Origin of the sequence: Deinococcus aquaedulcis, from assembly GCF_019693445.1 — a bacterium.
Classification (GTDB): Bacteria; Deinococcota; Deinococci; order Deinococcales; family Deinococcaceae; genus Deinococcus; species Deinococcus aquaedulcis.
Window position 1 is genome coordinate 327,769 of the sequence record NZ_JAHRBL010000002.1, and the last position, 19,450, is coordinate 347,218.

Genomic DNA, 19,450 nt, shown 5'->3' on the forward strand with positions numbered 1-19,450 from the left:
CTCCAGGGCACTCCACCCACACCTCAGAGCGAAGTGCAGATCCTAAGACGACCCGTCGGGGGTGGGACTCAGGGTCAGGTCTGCGACCTGCAGGGCCACGTTGGCGCCGGCGCACAGGACCTCTAGCAGGAAGCCCTCGCCGGTGCCGGACAGCTGGACCCACTGGCCTTCGGACAGGGTGGGGACCAGCACCTCGGGGGCGGGCTCACCGGGGCGCTGCAGCCGCAGAGCGAAGGGGCGGTGGTGGGCCTGGGGATCGCGGCGCAAAACGCGGACGGCCAGCTGCCAGTGCCAGCGGGGGGCCGGGGGCGGGCCCACCTGCAGGGCCAGTTCGGGGGCGTGGTGCTCGGGGAGGCCGCAGCGCAGGAACGTGAAACCGCCGGGCGCCTGCAGCAGGTGGTAACCAAAGCCCAAGTGGCGCAGGCCGCCTTCGGGGTGCAGCGGCGGAACGTCCAGATCCAAGGTGAGGGGGTGAGTCGGCCAGGGCCGCGCTGGGCCGGCCAGGGCCAGCGGCTGCGGCACAGAAGCCCGCAGGCGGGTGCGCGCCGAGGCGTCCAGCAGCCCGGCCAGGGTGGCGCGCTGCAGTTCGCTGGCAAACGCCAGGGGCTGCTCGCCGTCCAGGGGCCGCACCGGGCGGTCCAGGGCCAGGGCCGCCTGAAAGGACGCCGGCACCCGTTCCAGAAGGCCGCCCTTCAGGGCCTCGCGCAGGGTGGCTTCGGCTTCGGGGGGCGTGGCGCCCTCCTGCACCAGCACCGTCAGGGCCTGGGCCTGAGCAAACGGCGCCGGCAGAGCCGCCAGAGGGGCCAGCCGGTCGGGGTCGGGCAGGGCGGCGCGCAGTTCGGCAAACAACAGGGTGCGCAGGGCCGGGTCCAGGCGGCGGCGCACGCCCAGGTCGGGAGTGGCGGCCAGGGCGCGGGCGGCGGGCCACCAGCCTTCAGACTGCCGCAGCACCTCCACGGCGGCCAGGGCGCATTCGGCGGGCAGCAGGGCCGCCACAGCGGCGGGGCTGAGGGGCGGGTGTTCGGCGGTGGTCAGGCGGCCCGGCGCGGCGGCGCTGCCCAGGTGGGCGCGCACGCGGCGCTCGCCCTGCGGGGTGGTGATCAGGGCCAGCAGCAGCGGGGCGGGCCAGTTGAGCATGAAGCCCAGGGCGCGGGCGGTGTCTTCGGTCAGGCTCTCGGCGCCGCGCAGCACAAAGGCCACCGGCTGCCCCAGGCGCAGCAGCAACTGGCACAGGGCCACCAGATCGCGCTCGGGGCCCGCACTGCTGCTTAGCAGGGCGTCGGCTTCGGTCTGCAGGGAGGGGGGCAGGTGCTCGCGCAGTTGCAGCACCAGAGAGGCCAGCAGGTGGGCCACCGAGGGCACGGCGGTCACGCCCACCGCGTGCCAGCCAGCCGCGCGCAGGGCGCTGCCCAGCAATTCACCCCGGCCGCTGGCGGCGCGGCCGGTGTAGATCAGGGCCTGCACCTCGTGGCGGGCGCGGGCCAGCACCGGGGCCAGGGCCGCGTCCAGGGCGGGGGGCGTCGGCGCGGGTTCGGGGGCGGGGTCCAGGGACCAGCCCAGGCTGGCGAGGCGGCGCCGGGCCTCGTCGGCACGGGCGGGGGGTTCCTGGTCCAGGCGGCGGCGCAGGGCGCGGCGCACCCGGGTGTGCAGGGCGGCGCGCTGGCGCTCCAGCCACGCGGCCAGTGCGGGGTGGCCCGAATCGTCCAGGCCCGAGAGCGGCGCGGGCCCCAGGGCGCCCAGCCAGCGGTCCAGTTCGGGGGCCAGGGCCTCTTCCCACAGGTCCAGGTCGGTGGGCAGGGCCGACTGCAGCAGGGCCGAGCGCGCCGGGCCCAGCGAGACGCCCACGCGGCGCAGGGCCGAGAGTTCCACGCGCAGGTTCTGCAGGCCGCCCTTCTGGGGCCACAGCAGCGCCGCCGCCGTTTCGCGGTGCAGCGGCTGCGCTTCCAGGCTCAGGTAGGCCAGCAGGGTCAGGCCCTTACGGGACACGGCGAGACGTTCGCCGCCGCGCAGAAGGTGCACGCTGCCCAGGACACTCAGCACAAGGGGTGCGTCGCGGTGGTCGGAACTCATCGTCAACCGGAACAGTCTAGCGTGTTCCCGGACAGGGCGCCGCCCAAAATGGAGGCGGGCGTCGGCCCCCTCTCGTGGGAACCGGCGCCCGGCGGCCAAGGGCTTTAGTAGAAGATCAGTTCGCCGCTTTCGCCGCTGGGACGCTCCAGCGCGTAGGTGTTCAGGGTGCCGCCGCCGCTGTAGGGGCTGGTGGTGCTCAGGCGCAGGGTGGCCAGGGGCAGCTTGCCGGCCAGTTCGGGCAGCGCGTGGGGGTCGGCGGGCACAAAGTTGCGGGTGCAGCGCAGGGTGATCTGCTCGGCGCTCTGGCTGTGCAGCTGGCACACGGCCTGCACGCTGACGCGAAAGTTCAGGGATACCGAACCGCTGCCCGCCGAGGCGACAGACGGCAGGATCAGGGCAAACAGAGTCAGGGCTCGCTTCATAGGGGCCTCCGTGAGGGATGCGTGTCCGGGCCCCGGGGGGGGTCAGGCAACGCGGAGTGCCCCCAGCGTAGAAAAGGCCCTGACACAGAGTTCTGTCAGCGGCGCACCTTCAGATGAAGTTTTATACGGAGGGTCAGGTGGCCAGGGAGGTGAAGCGGGTGAGGCGGGGTACGGTGTGGCGGCGCAAAAAACGCGCTGGGCGAGGTCTTTCAGTTGGCCCTCTGCTTCCGGCCCCTGGACTTCACTCGGCCTTCACGGCGGGGAGGCACAATGGACGACATGAAACGATTCTGGGCGGTGGGGGCGGCAGTCCTGGCAGGCACAGTGGGCGCAGTGGGGTACCGCGCCGACGACGGCACCGCCAGTTTTACCCATACGGTGCGCTTTATTCCGGTGCGCGGCACCATCGCTGGGGTCAGCGCGACCGTGGACCTGGACCCAGCCAATCTGGCGGCCACCACCGGCTCGGTGCGGGTGCCGGTGGTGAACCTCAAGACCGGAATTGGCCTGCGTGACAGCCACGCCAAGGGCGAAAATGCCCTGCACACCGCCAAGTACCCCAACGCCACCTTTACCCTGGAGAAATTGACAGGCGGGCGGCTGGTGGAGGGCCAAACGCTGGCGACCACGGCCACCGGCAAACTCACGGTCAAGGGCACCACCAAGACCGTCAGCGTGCCGGTGAAAGCCACGCTGCAGGGCGGCAAGGTGAACGTCAGCACCCAGTTCAAGTTCAACCCCTATGACTACGACGTGCGTTACCCGGGCAGCAGCGATTCGGTGACGGTGGACGTGTCGTTCACGCTGAATAAGGGGTAAAAGCGTGCGGCGCCTGTGGGCCGCGCTGCTGGCGCTGGGCCTGGGGTGGGCCGGGGCCACGCCCGCTCCCGTGCACCTCACGCTCTTTGTGTTCGTGAAGTCGCCCGTTTCAGCGCTGACCTGGGACAACATTCGGGCGCGGGTGGTGAACCTGGGGCCGGGCGCGGTGACGCTGGAGCTGGGCTGCGGGGCGGTGCGCCACCGTCTGTTGACGGCTGGGGGACAGGATGTATCGGCCTTCCGGGAGGACGTGGCGTGCGCTGGCAGTGCCCATGACGTTCTGCTGTTGCCGCGCTGGGGCACGCCGCTGAGCGGGTTTCCACCAGAGGTCACCGATCTTCCAGACGGGCGCTACGTGCTGGAAACCACCTTCGAGTATGGCCCCTGGCACCTGACCCGCCGGACGACCGTGGTGGTGCACAAAGAGGCCCCATCCCCCTCCACCCTGCCTTGAACTGCGTCTAAAAATCCCTTGGTGTCCAGAGGACACGAACTTCGTGTCTGAAATCAGGCGGTAGACTGCCACATGCGAGGTGACCCCCTCCCCCATCTGGGGGGGCCCCTCACGACTGGAGGCACAACATGAAAGTAGGGATTAACGGCTTCGGCCGCATCGGTCGTCTGGTGTTTCGTGTCCTGGAAGCGCGCGGCGTTGAAGTGGTCGCCATCAACGATCTGACCGACAACAAGACGCTGGCCACCCTCCTGAAGTACGACAGCACCGCCGGCAAGTTCGACGGCACGGTGGCGTACGACGAAGAGAGCCTGACGGTCAACGGCAAGAAGATCCATGCGCTCGCCGAGCGCGATCCCGCCAACATCAAGTGGGGCGAGATGGGCGTGGACATCGTCATTGAGTCCACCGGGATCTTTACCAGCCGCGAGGGCGCGGGCAAGCACATCCAGGGCGGCGCCAAGAAGGTCATCATCACGGCGCCTGCCAAGGGCGAGGACATCAGCGTGGTGCTGGGTGTGAACGAAGGCGACTATGACGCCGCGCAGCACCACATCATCTCCAACGCCAGCTGCACCACCAACTCCCTGGGCGCGCCCATGAAGCTGCTGGACGAGGCCTTTGGCATCGAGAAAGCCATCATGACCACGGTGCACAGCTACACCAACGACCAGCGCGTGCTGGACCTGCCGCACAGCGACCTGCGCCGCGCGCGCGCCGCCGCCGTGAACATCATCCCCACCTCCACGGGCGCGGCCAAGGCCGTGTCGCAGGTGTACCCCGCGCTGAAGGGCAAGTTCGACGGGACCAGTCTGCGCGTACCCACCCCCACGGGCTCCATCAGCGACGTGGTCGTGATTCTCAAGCGCGACGTGACCGCCGAGGAAGTCAACGCGGTGTTCCGGGCCGCCGCTGAAGGCAGCCACAAGGGCATCATCGCCTACACCGAAGACCCCATCGTGCTCAGCGACATCGTGGGCGATCCCCACAGCGCGATCATTGACGGCGGCCTGACGATGGCCATGGGCAGCCTCGTGAAGTTCTTCAGCTGGTACGACAACGAGTGGGGCTACAGCAGCCGCATTGCGGATCTGGTGCAACTCGTTCAGCAAAAAGGCTAAAGCGACGCCAATGGCAGAAAGCGAATGGCAGATGGCAAGGGGCGAGTCCTGGGCCATCTGCCATTTGCCATGCACCATTGGCTGGGAGAAGACATGCAGACTCTGAACCAACTTGATGTTCGCGGTAAACGCGTGCTGGTGCGCGTGGATTACAACGTGCCGGTCAGCGGCGGCGTGGTGCAGGACGACACCCGCGTGACCGCCAGCCTGCCCACCCTGAAGGCCCTGCTGGACGCGGGTGCGCGCAACCTGATTCTGATGAGCCACTTTGGCCGTCCGAAGAACGGGCCCGAAGAGAAGTATTCCCTGGCGCCTGTGGCGGCGGTGCTGGAAAGCACGCTGGGGCGCCCGGTGAAGTTCATTGCGGGCACAGCGGACAGCGGCGAAACCCTGGCGGCGGTGCAGGCCCTGGGCGAGGGCGAGGTGGCGCTGCTGGAGAACGTGCGGTTCAGTGCAGGCGAGGAAAAAAACGACGCGGCCCTGAGCGGGAAGCTGGCGCAGCTGGGCGACGCCTTTGTGCTGGACGCGTTTGGCAGCGCGCACCGGGCGCACGCCAGTGTCAGCGGGGTGGCGGGGCAACTGCCGCACGCCGCTGGCCTGCTGCTGCAGACCGAGGTGGACGCCCTGTCGCGCCTGATCGAGTCGCCGCAGTCGCCGTACGTGGTGATTATCGGCGGGGCCAAGGTCAGCGACAAGATCAAGGTGATTGAAAACCTGCTGCCCAAGGTGGACCGCATGCTGATCGGCGGCGGAATGATGTTCACGTTCCTGAAGGCGCGCGGCGGCCAGATTGGCCAGAGCCTTGTGGAAGACGACCAGGTGGAATACGCCCGGGGACTGCTGGACACCTACGGCGACAAGCTGATGCTGCCCACCGACGCCGTGGCCGCCGACCGTTTTGCCGCCGACGCTGAGACCAAGGTGGTTCCTGCCGACCAGATTCCCGAGGGCTGGATGGGCCTGGACATTGGCCCGGACACCCAGCAGGCGTACGCCCGGGCCCTGGAAGGCGCCAAAACCGTGTTCTGGAACGGACCGATGGGCGTCTTTGAATTCGAGAGGTTCGCGGCGGGCACCAACGCAGTGGCGGCGGCGGTGGGCAGCCTGAAAGATCAGGCGTATACCGTCGTGGGCGGCGGCGATTCGGTGAGCGCCATCAACAAAAGCGGCAAGGCCGACCAGATTGACCACATCTCCACGGGTGGCGGCGCCAGCCTGGAACTGCTGGAAGGCAAGGCCCTGCCCGGTGTGGAGGCCATGCGCTAAAAGCGACTGGGGGCGCACAGCAGGCCGTGCATGCCTTCCCCCCCAGCGCGCCCTCTCTTTTCCCTTGCTGAACGGAGCACCTATGCAAAACCTGCTGGCCCTGAACTGGAAGATGAACAAGACCCCCACCGAGGCCCGCGCCTGGGCCCAGGAACTGGCGGGAAAGCTCTCCCCTGGCCCGGCCGAACTGGCGGTCATGGCCCCCGCGATTACCCTCAGCACGCTGGCAGCCAACCTGCCGGCGGGCGTGGCGTTTGGCGGGCAGGATGTCTCGGCGCATGAGGCTGGGGCCTACACGGGCGAAATCAGCGCGGCGATGCTGAAAGACGTGGGGGCCACCTACGTGGTGGTGGGCCACAGCGAGCGGCGCGAGTACCACGGCGAAACCGACGCCGCCGTGGCCGCCAAGGCCAAGCAGGCGCAGCTCAGCGGCCTGATTCCCATTGTCTGCGTGGGCGAGGGGCTGGACGTGCGCGAGCGCGGCGAGCATGTGGCTTACACCCTGGCGCAACTGGACGGCAGCCTGAGCGGCGTGGGCCCCGACGTGGTGATCGCCTATGAACCGGTCTGGGCGATTGGCACCGGCAAAACCGCCACCGCCGACGACGCCGAAGAGCTGGCCGCCGCCATCCGCGAGGCCCTGACCACCCGCTACGGCAGCGACGCCGACGAGATTCGCGTGCTGTACGGTGGCAGCGTCAAGCCGGACAACATCGCCAGCATCTGCGCCAAGCCGAATGTGAATGGTGCCCTGGTGGGCGGCGCCAGCTTGAAGGTGGCCGACGTGCTGGGCATGAACGACGCTCTTAAGGGTTAAAGGCGAGATTGGGTCTGGTAGCGTCCAGACCCAGATCTTCTTCATCGCTAGTGATTATATTCACGATCTTACCGGCGCGTGAATTTTTTGTTCTCTGGCAGAGCTTTAGCCATTTCTCTCCTGATGACGGCCCACTCTAAAGTGGTAAGGGAGCTTGTACCACTGAGCGGAAGCCAGGCACGCCTTCAGCGCCCACAAGTCTACAGAGCAGCGGGGGATCTGCCATCAAGAGGCTAACTGACGGCGCAGCTCAATTTGCGATTACTGGCATGCCTCTCCTGCCCTGTCTTTCCCTGCTGCCCACCTTCAGAAGCTCTAACAAACCAAGAGCGCGAAATTGATTGGGGTTTTTGACGCCTGATTCTGCATCCTGGCCCACCCCAAATTATCCTCAGAGCAAGGTAGGGACTGCTGACCTTCCACTACAGTGTCGGCATGTCTTCCCTGTGGTCACGCTCGGCAGCAGACCTTCTGGACGCCACGGCCAGTGCCGAGGCCACGCCCGGCGGTGGAGCGACAGCGGCCGTGACCGGAGCCTTCGGCGCCGCGCTGCTGAGCATGGCGGTGGGCATCTCGCAGAAGAAAGGGGCCTCAGCAAGACTGGACGATGCGCTCAAGCAGGTCACGGCGCTGCGACAGCGCCTTCAGGCCCTCGCCGATGAGGACGTGCAGGCCTTTGGGCAGTACGTGGAGGCCAGTCACCTCTCTACAGACGACCCCCAGAGACCAGAGGCGCTGCAGGCAGCGGGCGAGGCGGCCATGCAGGTGCCACTCACTCTGGCCCGGGTCATCGTGGAAGGCCTGGACACGGCGCAGGCGCTGGCCCTCGCCGTTCACCAAGAAGTGGTAAGCGACGTGGGGGCCGGGGCCAGCCTGCTGCAAGGCGCCTTGCTGGCCGCGCTGCTGACGGTGGAAATCAACCTGCCCCATGTCGCTGCCGATGCCCGGGAGGCTATTCAGGCGGAGCACGACCGCTTGAAAGATCAGGGGCTGAAGCGGGCGCAGGCCACGCTGGACAGCTGCGCCGAGCGCCTCCGGGAGGCAGCGAGCACAGGGTAAATCAATGAAAGGACGGCAGAGTCCAGCGAGCCCTATGCAGCAGATCTCTGTAAGGCGTCCGTCACAGCGATTTCTGATGCGAGAGGCGTTTTTTGTGTCCCGCCCAGGTCAATTGATCGAGCGAAGGGCATGACCCGAGCGGGGTCAACGCTTCGCCAGCCGAGCCGCATTGTCTAGATCGGAAATTATTTTCACACTTTACAGCCAGCGTGGTTGTGATTTTCTAGAACGGTCCCATCTTTTCTGTTTTGCCTGTGCCAGCCGTGGCCCAGGAGGAGGTTTTATGACTCTGTTCCGTTCTGGACGTGTGGCGGCTCTTGTTTCGCTGGCCCTGGTGCTGGGGGCCTGCGGCTCTCAGACCCCGCAGGTGGCGGGGCGCCAACCTGTCCTGCAGGCGCAGGCCACGGGGCTGACAGCAACGTTTGACAGCACGGGGGCGTGGGACACGGGCTTCACTGGCCGCATCACCCTGCGCAACCCTGGCACCACGCCCATCACCGGCTGGACCCTGAAGTTCAAGTTCAATGGCAATGCCGCTGCGGGCGCTTCCGTCTGGGGTGCGGGGGGCAGCATCGCCAAGGACAGCACGGGGCTGTACACCATCACCCCCAACAGCTGGGGCGGCGCCACCATTCCCGCCGGCGGCAGTGTCACCATCGGCTACGACGGCACCGGTCAACTGAGCGGCGTCAACACCTGTACCTTGAATGGTGCGAGTTGCTCTGGCACCACCACTCCACCCCCCACGGGTGACACCACCGCCCCCACGGTGAGCCTGACCGCGAGCCCAAGCACAGTGACGAGTGCAGGCACCGTCAGTCTGGGTGCGACAACGAGCGATAACGTGGGCGTGACAAAGGTGGAGTTCTATCAGGACTCAACCTTGCTCAGTACCGATACGACGGCGCCGTTTACCGCCACGGAGACGGTCAGTAGTGCGAACAACGGCACGCGCAGCTATACGGCCAAAGCGTTTGATGCGGCGGGGAATACCAAGTCGGCTTCAGCGTCGGTCACCGTCAATATCTCCGGCACCACCCCGCCCCCGCCACCCCCACCCACCAGCGGCGGCCTGCCCAAGCACGCCCTCTTTGGATACTGGCATAACTTCGACAACGGCAGCGGCTACATCCGCATGAAGGATGTCAATGCCGCCTGGGACGTGATCAACCTGTCGTTTGCCGAGAACAAACCCGGCGGCGCGGAGGGTGAAGTGGCCTTTGAGCTGTGCCCCCCGCAAAGTTGCGGCGCCAATGCCGAGACCGAGGCGGACTTTATCGCCGGGATTCGCGCGCAGCAGGCCAAAGGGAAGAAGGTCCTCATCAGCCTGGGCGGGGCCAACGCGCATATTCAACTGAACACGGCGGCGGCGCGCGACAACTTTGTGCGCACGATGGGCGACATCATCGCCCGCTACGGGCTGAACGGCCTGGACATTGATCTGGAAGGCGGGTCGCTGGCCTTGAACCCCGGCGACACGGATCTGAACAACCCCACCACGCCCGCCATCGTGAACCTGATCAGCGCGGTGCGCAGCCTCAAGGCGCGCTTTGGCTCGAACTTTATCCTCACCATGGCGCCAGAAACGGCCTACGTGCAGGGCGGGCTGTCCAGCTACGGCGGCATCTGGGGCGCGTACCTGCCGCTCATTCACAACCTGCGCAGCGACCTGACCACGCTGCATGTGCAGCACTACAACACCGGTTCGCTGGTGGGCACCGATGGCCGCACCTACACGCCCGGCACCGTGGATTTCCATGTGGCCATGACCGATATGCTGCTCACCGGCTTCAACCTGGGCGGCAACCCGGCCAAGCGCTTCCCGGGCCTGCGGGCCGATCAGGTGGCGATAGGGCTGCCTTCAGGGACGCGCTCAGCGGGCAGCGGGTACACCACCCCGGCCGACGTGCAGCGCGCCGTGACCTGCCTGACCAGCGGCACGGGTTGCAACACCTATCGCCCGGGGGCCACCTCCCCGGCCCTGCGCGGTCTGATGACGTGGTCGATTAACTGGGACCGTGCCGACGGCCTGAATTTCTCGGGGGCGCACCGGCCATTCCTGAATTCGCTGCCCTGAAGAACAGGGAGGAAGGGCAGGCCACGCCGATTCCCTGGCGTGGCCTGCCCCAGATGTACAGGGCGGTGAACGCGGCCCAGATCAGCAGTGCCCCCACTCCGAAGAACGGCGCCCCAATAACAAGACCGATCACGCCGAAACCCACCTGACCAGCGCGGGTTGCCAGGGCATCGGCAGCCACCACCTGCAGATCGCCCGAGCGGTGCAGGGAAGTGGGGTTGATCCGCACAGGCACCTCGCTCTCCACCAGAAAAAGTGCTCCAGCCGCCTGCGTAAACAGAGCCGCCGTTTCCTATTCGCCTGCGGGTAAGAGGTGATCAGCTGGCACGGGAAGCGCCATGTCTTCAATGGCTCTGGGCTGCACGAACGTCTGGCGGCGGCGCGGGCCCACCCTGACCTCTCCCCGTAGCCACCCGGTGATCCGCCTGGGCCAGGACGCGGTGGGCGCACGGCATAGGTATAGCCCAGGACTGTGGCGGCCCCCAGGGGCCAGCGGTCCTGCAGCTCTCCGGGGTGCAAGCCGTCGTACCGGCTGGTCAACGCCAGCACCAGCGTGAGGGCGCCGCCCAGAAGTGGAAAAAAGCGCAGTGAACAGCAGAAGGAAGACCGTTTCTTGCGCTCATCGGACCGGGCCTGGGCCCACCCCGCACCCGCAGCTCCGCCTTTCCCAAGGGGGCCCCACAACCCACTCTGCCTATACTGAGCGCCGATGAGCATGTTTTCCAACATTCACGAGCTGCCCCAGCATGTGGGCCAGACAGTCACCGTGCACGCGTGGCTGACCGACAAGAGCGGCAAGGGCAAGATTCAGTTTTTGAAGCTGCGCGACGGCAGCGGCTTTGTGCAGGCCACGGTCTTTAAGGGTGACGTGACCGAGGACGTGTTCGAGCAGGCCAAGCGCCTGACGCAGGAACAGGCCGTCACCGTGACTGGCGAGGTGCGCGCCGATGAGCGGGCCCCGGGCGGGGTGGAACTGAGCGTGCGTGGCCTGACGCCGATCAGCGAGAACCACGCCGAGTACCCCATCACGCCCAAGGAACACGGCATTGAGTTCCTGATGGACCACCGCCACCTGTGGCTGCGCCACCGCCGCCCCTGGGCGATCATGCGGGTGCGCGACTGCGTGCAGCGCGCCATCGTGGACTTTTTCCACGGCGAGGGCTTCATCCGCTTTGACGCGCCGTTTTTTACCCCCAACGCCGCTGAAGGCACCACCGAGCTGTTCGAGATTGACCTGTTCGGTGAAGACAAGGCCTACCTGAGCCAGACCGGGCAGCTGCACGCCGAGGCGGGCGCGTTCGCTTTTGGCAAGGTGTACACCTTCGGCCCCACCTTCCGCGCGGAGAAGAGCAAGACCCGGCGCCACCTGCTGGAGTTCTGGATGGTGGAGCCGGAAGTGGCCCCCAGCAACCACACCGAGAACATGGCGCTGCAGGAGCGCTTTGTGAGCTTCCTGGTGCGCCGGGCGTTGGAGGAATGCGCCGAGGAGCTGAAGCTGCTGGGCCGCGACGTGAGCAAGCTGGCCGGGGCCGCCGAAGGGAACTACCCGCGCGTGACCTACACCCAGGCACTGGACATTATTCGGGCGCACATCGAAAGCGGCGACCTGCCCACCAACGTGCAGGCCGACGTGCAGCCCGTGGCGTGGGGCGACGACCTGGGCGCGCCGCACGAGACGATTCTGGGGCACCACTTTGACCGCCCGGTGATCATTGAGCGCTACCCGGCGGCCATCAAGGCGTTCTACATGCAGCCTGATCCCGAGGACCCCCGCGTGGCCCTGTGCGACGACATGATCGCCCCGGAAGGCTACGGCGAAATTATCGGCGGAAGCGAGCGCATTCACGACTACGAGCTGCTGAAGGGCCGCATTGAGCACGAAGGGCTGCCGCTGGAAGCTTTCGAATGGTACCTGGACCTGCGCCGCACCGGTTCCATGCCGCACGCGGGCTTTGGCATGGGCCTGGAGCGCGTGATTGCCTGGATCACCGGCATTGACCACATCCGTGAGGCGATTCCCTTCCCCCGGATGCTCACGCGCATGCGCCCCTGATTCGAAGCATGGAAAGAGCCCCTGGCGAGTTCGGCCAGGGGCTCTTTTCTGGTGTAGGGCCTCAGGACTGGGGCGGATCTATCCGGCCCTGGTCCACCATGCGCTCGTCCACGACCAGCTCCTCGTAGGCGAGTTGGAGGGGCACGGTTTCCTCGCGCACCAGCGTGTCCTTGAAGAGGCGCACTTCCTGGGCCACGACCGTTTCCTTGCCGGGCACCGCGCGCTCGTCGTAGAGGAGGACCTCGTACGTTTCGCCGGGGGCCAGGGTACGGGTGCCGATCTGGACGCCAGGAGAACCCTCCTGCGCGGTCACCACCAGCACCTCAGTGACCAGCTCCACACGCACGGTTTCCTCGCGTACACGGCGCTCGCGGCGAACGACAACGCGGCCCGTCTCTTCACGGACCTTCTGAATCTCGGCGCGCTCTTCACGCAGCTCAATCACGCCCTGCAGGGCGCGGCGGACTTTTCGTTCCTCTGTCATAAGAAGGAAGTGGGGAGGGCGCAATGTCAGCCCTCCCCGATGTGCTTAGCGGCGGTCGATCTTGCCGTCGAGGGGGTCCACGGCGTCCTTGACCGCGTCCACCGCCCGCTCGGCCACATTCCGCCCATCCCGCAGGTGCGCCTCCGTGCCCTGCACCGCCACCTGCCCGGTCTGGTTCACGTCCAGCACTTCACGCCCGATGGTCTCGGTCACGGTCTGCTGTTCGGTCACCGTCCGCTTACCGATTTCCACCTCTTCGGTGACATACGCCTGCTTGCTCACATTGGCGCGCTCGGCTTCCAGCGTCACTTCCACCGTCTCGGTGGCTGCGCCCAGCGTCACGTTGCCGGACACCGGACGGGCATCACTGACCACATGGCGCTCGATGACGATCTCTTCGCGCTCCAGGGGCACAGTGACATTCTCGGTACGGGTTTCGACGTGCTTGCCGATCTGCACCTGGCCCGCCACAAAGCGGTCCTTGTTCACCTGCAGCCGCTCTTCGAGCAGCTGCAGTCGCTGCGGGGTCTGGAACAGCGTGTCGTCACGCTGGGTGTAGTTGAACGTGCCCGCCGCGTGGTGGGTGGAGGTGTCCACACCGCGCAGGATGCGCTCGTCGGCCACCTGAGCTTCGTACTCGTAGTCCTGGCCAGCGACGTAGCCCGACATGCCTTTGACTTGGTCCTTGCTGAGGTTGTCAAAGTACACGCCGTCGTCCTCGATGCGGGCCATGCCCACGGGGACCATGACTTCCTTGGCCGAGAACCAGCCGCCGACGTCGACGATGAGGTAGCGGATCTGGCCGCCGTCGTCGGTCAGGGCTTCGCGGACGGTGCCGACTTTTTCGCCGCCGTAGCCGTAGGCCGTCTGACCCACCACGTTGTACGTGCTGCCCAGGTCGTAGTTGCGGTCGCGCACCAGTTCAGAAATCGGGATCAGTCTCGCCATAACACCCTCCTTGGTTGGATCACCTGTGTTTGTTGCGGTGAACTGGCCGGAGTTTGTCAGGCCAAGTGCGAGACTTTTTACGAAAGACCTAAAGCCCTGCACAAGATCACCTTTGCATGGAGACCGCCTTCAGGGCAGGTCAAGCTCTGTTAAAGGTGCCGCTCTGCCCGGGGCCGTCCCCGGCCGGCTTGGTACAGTACAGGCATGATCGCCTACAGCGAGGTCAGCGCCTTTACCGACACGCCGGGACACGGCAACCGGGCCGGCGTGGTGCTGGAGGGCCAGACCCTGAGCCGCCAGGACATGCAGGCTCTTGCCGCCCTGATTGGGGCGCCGGAAACGGTGTTCATCACGCGGCGCGAGGGCCCGATTGCGCGGGTGCGCTACTTCACCCCCACGCAGGAGGTGGACTTCTGCGGGCACGCCACCGTGGCCCTGGGCCTGACACTGGCGCAGGCGGGCGAGTGGGACGGCCGCTCGCCGCTGTATCTGGACACGCTCGCCGGGCGCGTGCCGCTGCGCCTGGACACGGCGGCGGGCGTGCCGCAGCGGGTGTGGATGCAGCAGCCTTCGCCCGCCTACCGCGAGCTGCCGCGCAGCATCCGCACGGAACTGGCCGAGGCCCTGGGCATTGACGCGCGCATGGTGCACCGTGGCCTGCCGCTGGCGGCGGCCAGCACAGGTCTGTGGAGCGTGTTTTTGCCGCTGCTGGACAGCGTGATTCTGGACGGCCTGGAACCGGACCTGCCGCGTATTCAGGCGCTGACCGAAGCGCTGGAAGTGGCCAGCCTGTACGCCTACGCGCCCATGGGGGTCAACCGGTTTGCGGCGCGCGATTTTGCCCCGGCGGTAGGGATTCCCGAAGACCCGGTGACCGGCAGCGCGGCGGGCGCCCTGATGGCGCTGCTGGCGCGGCAGGGGCGGCTGCCGGTGCGCGGCGAGCGGGCCTGCGGCGTGGTGTACCAGGGGCATGCGCTGGGCACACCCGGCGAGGTGGAAGTAGAACTGGAACTGCAGGGCGAGCAGATCGTGGCGGTGCATGTGGGCGGCTGCGCCACCGTGGAACGCGAGGGGGTCTGGTCTCCGGTCCAGGGCGCCGCGCCGCGCCGCTGACCGTCTGCGCCTAGACTGGCGCCCATGCTGGGTTTGATCTGTGTGGATGTGGACGGCACCTTGGTGGGCACCGGGAACGTGATTCGGGACGACGTGTGGGCGGCGCTGGAAGACGCGCGGCGTAAGGGGGTTCGTCTGGCTCTGTGCAGTGGGCGCCCCGCCTTCGGCAACGCCCGCGCCTACGCCGAGCGGCTGGACCCGGACGGCTGGCACGTGTTTCAGAACGGGGCCAGCGTGGTGAATGTGGGCAGCGGCCAGAGCCTCTCTGAGCCGTTTCCGCAGGCCAGCCTGCCGGGGTTGCTGGACCGGGCGCGGCGCGAAGACCGGCTGCTGGAGATCTACACCGATCTGGCGTACGCCGTGACCAAGCCCGGCGACTATGCCGAGCGCCACGCCCGGCTGCTGGGCCTGCCTTACCAGCCCCAGGCACCGGAAGACCTGCAGGGCGAGGTGGTGCGCACGCAGTGGGTGGTGGCCCGCGCCGAGGAACAGGCCGTGGTGAGCGCACCCCACGAGGGCCTGAGCCTGCACCCGGCCGGCAGCCCAGTGATGCCCGACGCCATTTTCATCTCGGTCACGCGGGAGGGGGTCAGCAAGGGCAGCGCGGTGACGCGGGTGGCGCAGGCGTATGGCGTGCCGCTGGACCGGGTGATGATGGTGGGCGACGGCGAAAACGATGTGGCGGCCCTGCAGGTGGTGGGGCACCCCGTGGCGATGGCCAACGCCGACGAACCGGCGCGGCGGGCGGCGCGGCACTTCGTGGGGCATGTGGACGACGGCGGCCTGCGCGAAGCCGTGGAGCTGGCGCTGCAGCTGTGAGCCTGCTGGCGCAGGTCAAGGTCTGGACCGAGTGGGCCGCCACTGGTGTGGAGGTGGCGGCGGCGCTGGTGATTGTCGCCGCTGTGGTGCTGGCGCTGGGGCGCGCCGCTGTGGCCCTGTTCCGGCCAGCGGCCCAGCCGGACGTGCAGAAAGAAAGCCTGCGCCTGGAACTGGGGCGCTGGCTGGCGGTAGGCCTGGAATTTACGCTGGCGGCCGACATTCTGCGCACGGCGATTGCGCCCTCGTGGGACGATATTGGCAAGCTGGCGGCCATCGCGGCGCTGCGCACGCTGCTGAACTTCTTCCTGCAGCGCGAGATGGACGGGCATAAGGCGCGGCAGGAGGGGTAAGAGGGAAAGCGCCCGGAAGTGGCTGTGGGCTGAGCGGGGTCTCACACTGGCCTGCAAAGATTGGGGCGCCTCAAGCGCCTGGGACTGCCGACAACGACACGGATGGGTTGCGAGCCCGGCTGAGTGCCTCGGCCCGTTCCACTCTGGACCTGAGAGGCGGGCTTTCACTGCCGCGTCTGGCCACCACAGCCGCTGCGTATCTCCACTCTCTTCGGAGTGGCCTTAAGCCTTACCCGTTCTCCAGAGCCTCCTTGACCGCAGCCACCACCTGCTCGCCGTAGGCGTCCACGCGCTTGGGGCCAAAGCCGGGGATGTCCTGCAAATCGGCCAGGGTGCGCGGCTGGCGCTCGGCCAGGGCCTGCAGGGTGGCGTTCGGGAACACCACGAATGCGCTGTGGCCCGTTTCGCGGCTGAGGGTCTTGCGTAACTCGCGCAGGGCTTCGGCCACCGGCTCGGTCCTGGCGGGGTCGGCGGGCAGGCTGGGCAGGGGCGGATCGGCCACTGGGCGACCCTTCAGGATGCCCAGCACGGCACTGTTTTCGCGGGCGCCGCGCTCGGGGGCGCTGACGGGGGCGGGGCTGACGCCGTCCAGTGAATCGCGCACGAGTTGCACCACCTCGTCGCCGTAGTCGGCGAGTTTGCGCTGCCCCACGCCGCTCACGGTGCCCAGCAGGGCGTGGCTGGTGGGCTTGAATTCGGCAATGGCCTTGAGGGTGGCGTCGGTAAAGATCACGTAGGGGGGCACGCCCAGGCTGCGGGCGCGCGACAGGCGCCACGCGCGCAGGGCCTCAAAGAGGGGCTGGTCGGCGGCGGCCACAGGGGCGCGGCTACCACCCCGGTCACGCTGGCGCTCGCGTTTGGTGGTCCGGGGCTGCAGGGTGTCCTCGCGCAGGGTCAGGCGGGTCTCCCCTTTCAGCAATGCGCGGGCCTTGCCGGTGGCCGAGAGGCCGTGGTATTCCCCGGCCGCCAGATACCCCAGGCTGACCAGCTGACGCAGCACGCCGCGCCACGTCTTTTCATCGTGGGCGGTGCCCACCCCAAAGGTGGGCAGGGTGTGGTGGCCCATGCCCACCACCTTTTCGGTGGCGCGGCCCAGCAGCACATCGGTCAGGTGGGCAGCGCCAAAGCGGTTGCCGGTGCGGATGGCCGCCGACAGGGCCATCTGGGCCTCGCGCGTCATGTCGCGCACCTGCGGCGGGTTCAGGCAGGTGTCGCAGTTGCCGCAGGGACCGTGAAAGGTCTCGCCAAAGTAGGCCAGCAGCACCTCGCGGCGGCAGGAGGCCGTTTCGCAGAAGGTCAGCAGGGCGTCCAGCTTGCCGGCCTCCACCCGCTTGACCTCTTCGGGGGCGTCGCTGCTGGCCAGCATGCGCCGCACGTTCACCACGTCCGCCAGCCCATAGACCATCCAGGCGGTGCCCGGCAGGCCGTCGCGCCCGGCGCGGCCGGTTTCCTGGTAGTAGCCTTCCATGCTCTTGGGCAGGTCCAGGTGGGCCACGAAACGCACGTTGGGCTTGTCAATGCCCATGCCAAAGGCCACGGTGGCGACCACCACCAGCCCCTCTTCGTTCAGAAAGCGTTCCTGGGCGTGGTTGCGCTCGCGCGGCGAGAGGCCCGCGTGGTAGGCCACGGCGTCCACCCCCTGCGCCTGGAGCCACTGCGCCGTTTCCTCCACCGACTTGCGCGAGAGGCAGTAGACGATGCCGGCGTCCCCGGCGTGCTCGGTGCGGATAAAGTCCAGCAGCTGGGTTTTGGGCCCTTCCTTGGCCGCCACGCGGTACTGGATGTTGGGGCGGTCAAAGCTCGAGATGAACTGCGGCGCGCCGTGCAACTCCAGCACCCGCAGAATGTCGGCGCGGGTGCGGTCGTCGGCGGTGGCGGTCAGGGCGAGGCGCGGAATGTGGGCAAAGCGCGTGGGCAACACGCTCAGGCCCTGGTATTCGGGGCGGAAGTCGTGGCCCCACTGGGAGACGCAGTGGGCCTCGTCCACGGCAAACAGGGCCACGGGGGCGCGCTCTAGCAGGTCCAGGGTGCGGGGCAGCAGCAGGCGTTCGGGGGCCACGTACAGCAGTTCCAGCTCGCCGGCCAGCAGGGCAGCTTCCACCTCGCGCGCCCCTTCTGGGGAAAGGGTGGAATTCAGGTAGGCGGCGCGCACGCCCAGGGCCCGCAGGGTGTCCACCTGGTCTTTCATCAGGGCAATCAGGGGCGAGACAATAATGCCCACCCCACGGCGCAGCAGGCTGGGCACCTGATAACACAGGCTTTTGCCGCCGCCCGTGGGCATCAGGACCAGGGCGTTACCGCCCTCTGCCACCGTGCGCACGATCTCGGCCTGCACGCCGCGAAAGGCGTCGTAGCCCCAGACGGTCTTGAGAATATTCAGGGCAGGATCGGTGGCAGGAGACGCGGCAGACATCGCCCCCCAGCATAGCGCGTTCTGTGCAGGACGTAATGCGAGCTTGAGCGGAGAGGGAATAGAGGCCGAGAGTCGCTGTGGACAAGAACGCCCAACGCGTCAGGGGGCAATCTGAAGCTGCGCAGGCTCCAGCGGACCGCCCTTCAGGGCTACTTCGCCTTGACTTCCACAGGGACGCGCAAGTCGGCTTCCACCTTCGCAAAACGGTCGCGTAGGAACCGGCCGTGGGTCAGCAGTTCCTGGCTGCCGCTTTGCAGGGTGCCGCTGATCACGTCCTGCACGCCCGAGAGCAGCAGTTCCAGTTGCTCGTTCAGCAGGGCGCGGCCGGTCTTGCCTTCCTGAATGGGCGCGGTATCGGCCAACGAGCGGGGCAGTTTCAGGTAGGCGTTGACGGCGCCGGGGGCGTATTCCTCGCGAATGGCCCGGGTGAGGTAGCCGGCCTCACTGCCTTCCAGGCCCTGGTTTTTCAGCAGCGACAGGGCTTCTTGCGTGCGCAGGTTCAGGGCGGCCAGTTGCGCGCGGGCGTCGGGGGGCAGACGCTCGTCACGCATCAGGGCCACCAGGGGGCCATCGGCGGTGGCCGTGACCAGGGGCGTGCCGCTGTTCTGGGCCGGCAGGGCGGCCGGCTGGGGTGCAGCGGGCGCTTTGGGTGCCCGGCGCTCCTCGCGGCCCCAGGCGCCGCTGGCCAGCCAGATCAGCGCCATGATGAACACGGGATACACCAGCCAGCTCGCCCCCAGGGCGATCAACACAGCGGCGGAGACCAGGGCGGCGATCAGGCCACTCTTTGCCCGGCGCCAGCGGCCAAAGGCGTGCGAACCTAGGTAGCCCAGCAACATGCCGGCAGCCGGGTGCACCAGCCACGAGGCGCCCAGCACCGTCAGCAGCGCCACCACGGCGACGGCGCGGACAATCACGGCGGCGTGGCGCCCCGCCGGCGAGAAGACCGACGAGGCAAAGAACGCCACGGCGAATCCCCCCGCCACATGGACCATCCAACCCAGGGGTTCGACCAGGGTGCGCACGCCTTCTATTGCCGCCTGCATGGGCACAGCGTACACCCGCGCGCGCCCAGCGCACGGCTGGAAGTTGGCGCGGCGCAGTGGGAGGTCCAGCCTCACCTGTGGGCCGGAAATGTCTGTACTGGGGCTTGGGCCTCTGACAG

General features: G+C 67.5%; 17 protein-coding genes. 11 read left to right on the top strand and 6 right to left on the bottom strand.

Going from position 1 to position 19,450, the window contains the following annotated elements; genetic code table 11:
- Nucleotides 1–42 precede the first annotated feature (42 nt).
- Together KMW22_RS04535 and KMW22_RS04540 are read right to left on the bottom strand one after the other, a co-directional pair.
- Nucleotides 43–2,076 (bottom strand): hypothetical protein, encoded by a 2,034-nt coding sequence (locus KMW22_RS04535; protein ID WP_221088835.1) that lies wholly within the window; start codon nucleotides 2,074–2,076, stop codon nucleotides 43–45.
- A 98-nt stretch (nucleotides 2,077–2,174) separates the two neighbouring features.
- On the bottom strand, nucleotides 2,175–2,492 hold the full coding sequence (locus KMW22_RS04540) for a hypothetical protein (RefSeq protein ID WP_221088836.1): 318 nt from the start codon (nucleotides 2,490–2,492) through the stop codon (nucleotides 2,175–2,177).
- A 279-nt stretch (nucleotides 2,493–2,771) separates the two neighbouring features.
- Between KMW22_RS04540 and KMW22_RS04545 the strand changes: the two genes are divergently transcribed.
- From KMW22_RS04545 to asnS, 8 genes are all read left to right on the top strand, one after another.
- A complete protein-coding gene (locus KMW22_RS04545) occupies nucleotides 2,772–3,311 on the top strand; it encodes a YceI family protein (protein ID WP_221088837.1) in 540 nt (179 codons plus the stop codon).
- Nucleotides 3,312–3,315: 4 nt separating this feature from the next.
- The gene (locus KMW22_RS04550; RefSeq protein ID WP_221088838.1) at nucleotides 3,316–3,765 is read left to right on the top strand and encodes a hypothetical protein; all 450 of its coding nucleotides are present in this window, start codon (nucleotides 3,316–3,318) and stop codon (nucleotides 3,763–3,765) included.
- A gap of 128 nt (nucleotides 3,766–3,893) precedes the next feature.
- Entirely contained in the window at nucleotides 3,894–4,886 is a 993-nt protein-coding gene (gene gap, locus KMW22_RS04555; protein WP_221088839.1) for a type I glyceraldehyde-3-phosphate dehydrogenase, read from the top strand.
- Between the two features lie 93 nt (nucleotides 4,887–4,979).
- Nucleotides 4,980–6,152, top strand: coding sequence for a phosphoglycerate kinase (locus KMW22_RS04560; RefSeq protein WP_221088840.1), 1,173 nt, complete (start codon nucleotides 4,980–4,982; stop codon nucleotides 6,150–6,152).
- 82 nt (nucleotides 6,153–6,234) lie between these two features.
- Entirely contained in the window at nucleotides 6,235–6,969 is a 735-nt protein-coding gene (tpiA, locus tag KMW22_RS04565; protein ID WP_221088841.1) for a triose-phosphate isomerase, read from the top strand.
- 435 nt (nucleotides 6,970–7,404) lie between these two features.
- A complete protein-coding gene (locus tag KMW22_RS04570) occupies nucleotides 7,405–8,028 on the top strand; it encodes a cyclodeaminase/cyclohydrolase family protein (protein WP_221088842.1) in 624 nt (207 codons plus the stop codon).
- Nucleotides 8,029–8,311: 283 nt separating this feature from the next.
- On the top strand, nucleotides 8,312–10,105 hold the full coding sequence (locus tag KMW22_RS04575) for a chitinase (protein WP_221088843.1): 1,794 nt from the start codon (nucleotides 8,312–8,314) through the stop codon (nucleotides 10,103–10,105).
- 715 nt (nucleotides 10,106–10,820) lie between these two features.
- Nucleotides 10,821–12,158, top strand: coding sequence for an asparagine--tRNA ligase (asnS, locus tag KMW22_RS04580; RefSeq protein ID WP_221088922.1), 1,338 nt, complete (start codon nucleotides 10,821–10,823; stop codon nucleotides 12,156–12,158).
- Nucleotides 12,159–12,219: 61 nt separating this feature from the next.
- Here asnS and KMW22_RS04585 read toward each other — a convergent pair whose 3' ends face one another.
- Nucleotides 12,220–12,642 (bottom strand): DUF2382 domain-containing protein, encoded by a 423-nt coding sequence (locus KMW22_RS04585; protein ID WP_221088844.1) that lies wholly within the window; start codon nucleotides 12,640–12,642, stop codon nucleotides 12,220–12,222.
- A gap of 45 nt (nucleotides 12,643–12,687) precedes the next feature.
- Nucleotides 12,688–13,590 carry a PRC and DUF2382 domain-containing protein gene (locus KMW22_RS04590; RefSeq protein ID WP_221088845.1) on the bottom strand — a complete coding sequence of 301 codons (903 nt, stop codon included), beginning with the start codon at nucleotides 13,588–13,590 and terminating at the stop codon, nucleotides 12,688–12,690.
- Nucleotides 13,591–13,794: 204 nt separating this feature from the next.
- On the opposite strand from KMW22_RS04590, the gene KMW22_RS04595 reads away from it, so the two are divergent.
- From KMW22_RS04595 to KMW22_RS04605, 3 genes are read left to right on the top strand one after another with little or no spacing between them, the layout of a single operon-like run.
- Nucleotides 13,795–14,703, top strand: coding sequence for a PhzF family phenazine biosynthesis isomerase (locus tag KMW22_RS04595; protein ID WP_221088846.1), 909 nt, complete (start codon nucleotides 13,795–13,797; stop codon nucleotides 14,701–14,703).
- 24 nt (nucleotides 14,704–14,727) lie between these two features.
- The gene (locus KMW22_RS04600; protein WP_221088847.1) at nucleotides 14,728–15,522 is read left to right on the top strand and encodes a Cof-type HAD-IIB family hydrolase; all 795 of its coding nucleotides are present in this window, start codon (nucleotides 14,728–14,730) and stop codon (nucleotides 15,520–15,522) included.
- Nucleotides 15,519–15,872, top strand: coding sequence for a DUF1622 domain-containing protein (locus KMW22_RS04605; protein WP_328774596.1), 354 nt, complete (start codon nucleotides 15,519–15,521; stop codon nucleotides 15,870–15,872). The genes KMW22_RS04600 and KMW22_RS04605 overlap by 4 nt, the downstream gene beginning before the upstream one ends.
- Before the next feature lie 229 nt (nucleotides 15,873–16,101).
- Here the strand turns inward: KMW22_RS04605 and recQ are convergent, their stop codons facing one another.
- Together recQ and KMW22_RS04615 are read right to left on the bottom strand one after the other, a co-directional pair.
- Entirely contained in the window at nucleotides 16,102–18,285 is a 2,184-nt protein-coding gene (recQ, locus tag KMW22_RS04610; RefSeq protein ID WP_221088848.1) for a DNA helicase RecQ, read from the bottom strand.
- A gap of 149 nt (nucleotides 18,286–18,434) precedes the next feature.
- Nucleotides 18,435–19,406, bottom strand: a complete 972-nt coding sequence (locus tag KMW22_RS04615; RefSeq protein ID WP_328774597.1) for a hypothetical protein — start codon at nucleotides 19,404–19,406, stop codon at nucleotides 18,435–18,437.
- Nucleotides 19,407–19,450 lie beyond the last annotated feature (44 nt).

Bases quoted from the DNA above. Each gene is read 5' to 3' on its own strand.
- KMW22_RS04595 (WP_221088846.1), top strand. From the start codon at position 13,795: ATGATCGCCTACAGCGAGGTCAGCGCCTTTACCGACACGCCGGGACAC.
- KMW22_RS04570 (WP_221088842.1), top strand. From the start codon at position 7,405: ATGTCTTCCCTGTGGTCACGCTCGGCAGCAGACCTTCTGGACGCCACG.
- KMW22_RS04575 (WP_221088843.1), top strand. From the start codon at position 8,312: ATGACTCTGTTCCGTTCTGGACGTGTGGCGGCTCTTGTTTCGCTGGCC.
- KMW22_RS04600 (WP_221088847.1), top strand. From the start codon at position 14,728: ATGCTGGGTTTGATCTGTGTGGATGTGGACGGCACCTTGGTGGGCACC.
- asnS (WP_221088922.1), top strand. From the start codon at position 10,821: ATGTTTTCCAACATTCACGAGCTGCCCCAGCATGTGGGCCAGACAGTC.
- KMW22_RS04585 (WP_221088844.1), bottom strand. From the start codon at position 12,642: ATGACAGAGGAACGAAAAGTCCGCCGCGCCCTGCAGGGCGTGATTGAG.
- KMW22_RS04590 (WP_221088845.1), bottom strand. From the start codon at position 13,590: ATGGCGAGACTGATCCCGATTTCTGAACTGGTGCGCGACCGCAACTAC.
- recQ (WP_221088848.1), bottom strand. From the start codon at position 18,285: ATGTCTGCCGCGTCTCCTGCCACCGATCCTGCCCTGAATATTCTCAAG.
- gap (WP_221088839.1), top strand. From the start codon at position 3,894: ATGAAAGTAGGGATTAACGGCTTCGGCCGCATCGGTCGTCTGGTGTTT.
- KMW22_RS04560 (WP_221088840.1), top strand. From the start codon at position 4,980: ATGCAGACTCTGAACCAACTTGATGTTCGCGGTAAACGCGTGCTGGTG.
- KMW22_RS04540 (WP_221088836.1), bottom strand. From the start codon at position 2,492: ATGAAGCGAGCCCTGACTCTGTTTGCCCTGATCCTGCCGTCTGTCGCC.
- tpiA (WP_221088841.1), top strand. From the start codon at position 6,235: ATGCAAAACCTGCTGGCCCTGAACTGGAAGATGAACAAGACCCCCACC.
- KMW22_RS04545 (WP_221088837.1), top strand. From the start codon at position 2,772: ATGAAACGATTCTGGGCGGTGGGGGCGGCAGTCCTGGCAGGCACAGTG.